Here is a 2,188-nt window from a genome sequence, read left to right as displayed (position 1 = left end):
GGGTCGAAGGAGCCGCCACCTCAGCTCATGCGTTCAACAGACTCCGGGACATCGCCGGCGAGAAGCCGTCGACGACTTTGTGGCTGGCCTAACGGGGCGAAGGAACCCAATGCTCATGATGATGCTTGCGCCGAAGCGGCGAGTAGTCATCGTGCTCTTGGAGAGCGCTGAAGCGGACGCAGTGCTTGCAGGCATCCGAAGGCAACTCCGTGACGCGGCCAGCGATCAACTGACCGGTACTCGCCCGGGCTGCCTCGTGGTGCAGTTGCACGACCTCAGCGACGAGCAGATGGTGTCAGTTGGCGCAGCCGACTCTTCGATTCGACAGGGCGCAACTGGACTGCAGATCATGACGTCCGACCTACTTCAGGCACCGCACCGGGCGCACGTGCATAGCGTTGTTTATCGTGGTCGCACGCGCGTTTCCGCGGGAGGGGCGGCTGTCGCTGGGATTGGCTCTACCTATGTGATCAAGAACGGGTGGCATCCGCTTGCTGCCGATCGACGGTACTTGGTCTTCGCGTCCGGTGAGCCACCTCGCTCGCGGATCATCGCGGAGTCGTGATGAGACGCGGCGAATCTGACGGCTAACGTTTGAGCTGAGCGGACGCCACCGGCAAGGCGCTTGGGCCGCGAGGTGCATGATAGGCCTTGGGCGCCTCGCGGCCCAAGTGCCTTGCCGGTGGAGGTCCGCTCGAGCGAAGGGTTAGGCGTCACCGCGTGCGGCGCCGGGACTCATGGATTGACGGGCATTGCACGTGACCGCGCAATGACTCTCAAGCCATGCCCGGAATGCTACGTGCGGCGCTCGCACTGGGGGATGTTGCCCAAAGGCATGCACACTGGCTTGGCGCTTCTCTTCTGCGAACCAGTCATCTGCCGTTGAGCTACTCCAGTTCGGATTCATACACCTCCGCTTCGTACAGGCTTTGAGCGCTGAAATCTGGAGGGAAGTACACGAGCACCATTGGCAACCCGTCCGGACCAGTGAACCCTTGATCCAATGCGACCGTGTCACCGGCTCGTGGTGTCCGCCCCTGGGGAGAGAGGACTCTGTAGCGAGTCGCCGGTATCTCTACTAAGAGCGTGGCGCGGCGATTGGACTAGCTCTTCAATGTGACGCCTAACGTTTGAGCTGAGCGGACGCCAACGGCAAGGCGCTTGGGCCGCGAGGCGGATGATATGCCTTGACCGCCTCGCGGCCCAAGCGCCTTGCCGGTGGAGGTCCGCTCGAGCGAGGGGTTAGGCCCCGCTGCGGCGCTGAAACCGAGGCTGTGACAGGAGATAGCCGCGAATGCCGACCATACCAACCCGCAGGTTGTCCAGCTCAGCTTCGGTGTATCTCGGCACTTCGTCGATGGGATCAAGCCGATCAGGTGGCCACTCCGTGAAGCTGTAGATGACGCGAATCGAGCGCTCATCAATCTCGCCTCTATTGGACGCTCCGTCTGCTTGAAAGTAGGCGGCCTGTGTGCCGACTCCGCCAATGGAGAGTGGCTGAAGGAGTTCATAGAACTGGTGCCGCCAATGCTCCTCTTCGCCTTCGTAGAGAGCTCGAAGACCGCTGGAGGCGGGTGAGATGTTCCTTGCGGCCGTGCGAGCCGAGAGAAGCAATCGTGCACAAGTAAGCCAAGCTAGGCGATCTTGAACTGGGCGGCGCGCTTGATCGCTGCTGCTTAGCGTAGAGAACGCTCGTTCCAGGCAGGAGACCGCGTGCCGGAAGTAGGCATCATCGTTGGTAGCAACGACTTGCTGCACGGCGGATTCACGTTGCTGATTGATCGTGATGAGTAGCCCCACGAAGGCAGCGAACGCCAAGAGAGGTGAGAGGACCCCGCCGATGTAGCTGCCAAAATTGCTCCAGGTCGACGACTCCCGAGAGAAGCTGGGTTCCCAGAAGACGTGGAACCAGAGCAGCACTGGAGCAAGGCATGCGGCAGCGAGTATCGGAAGGCTTCGTTTGAGGTCCATGTCGCAGTGTGGTTCGCGGGGCCTAACGTTTGAGCTGAGACGACCCCAACGGAAAGGCGCTTGGGCCGCGAGGTGCAGGATAAGCCTTGGCGCCTCGCGGCCCAAGTGCCTTGCCGGTGGGGGTCGGCTCGAGCGAAGGGTTAGGCCTCGCGTTCGTAGTCCACACGCCTACTTGCATGCCTCGAACTCAGCCGTGGCGTCAATCCTCCGCGACATG

1 protein-coding gene is annotated in these 2,188 nt (G+C 61.7%); it reads right to left on the bottom strand.

Annotation, left to right across the window (positions count from 1 at the left end):
- Positions 1-1,242: 1,242 nt before the first annotated feature.
- Positions 1,243-1,971: a hypothetical protein gene (locus D9C15_RS33015; protein WP_128003693.1), complete on the bottom strand. Its 729-nt coding sequence runs from the start codon at positions 1,969-1,971 to the stop codon at positions 1,243-1,245.
- Positions 1,972-2,188 lie beyond the last annotated feature (217 nt).

The sequence above is a fragment of the Piscinibacter defluvii genome, from assembly GCF_004011805.1.
GTDB classification, from domain to species: Bacteria; Pseudomonadota; Gammaproteobacteria; order Burkholderiales; family Burkholderiaceae_C; genus Piscinibacter; species Piscinibacter defluvii.
The sequence above is the reverse complement of the archived record's forward strand: the minus strand, read 5'-3'. Positions and strand labels throughout refer to the sequence as shown.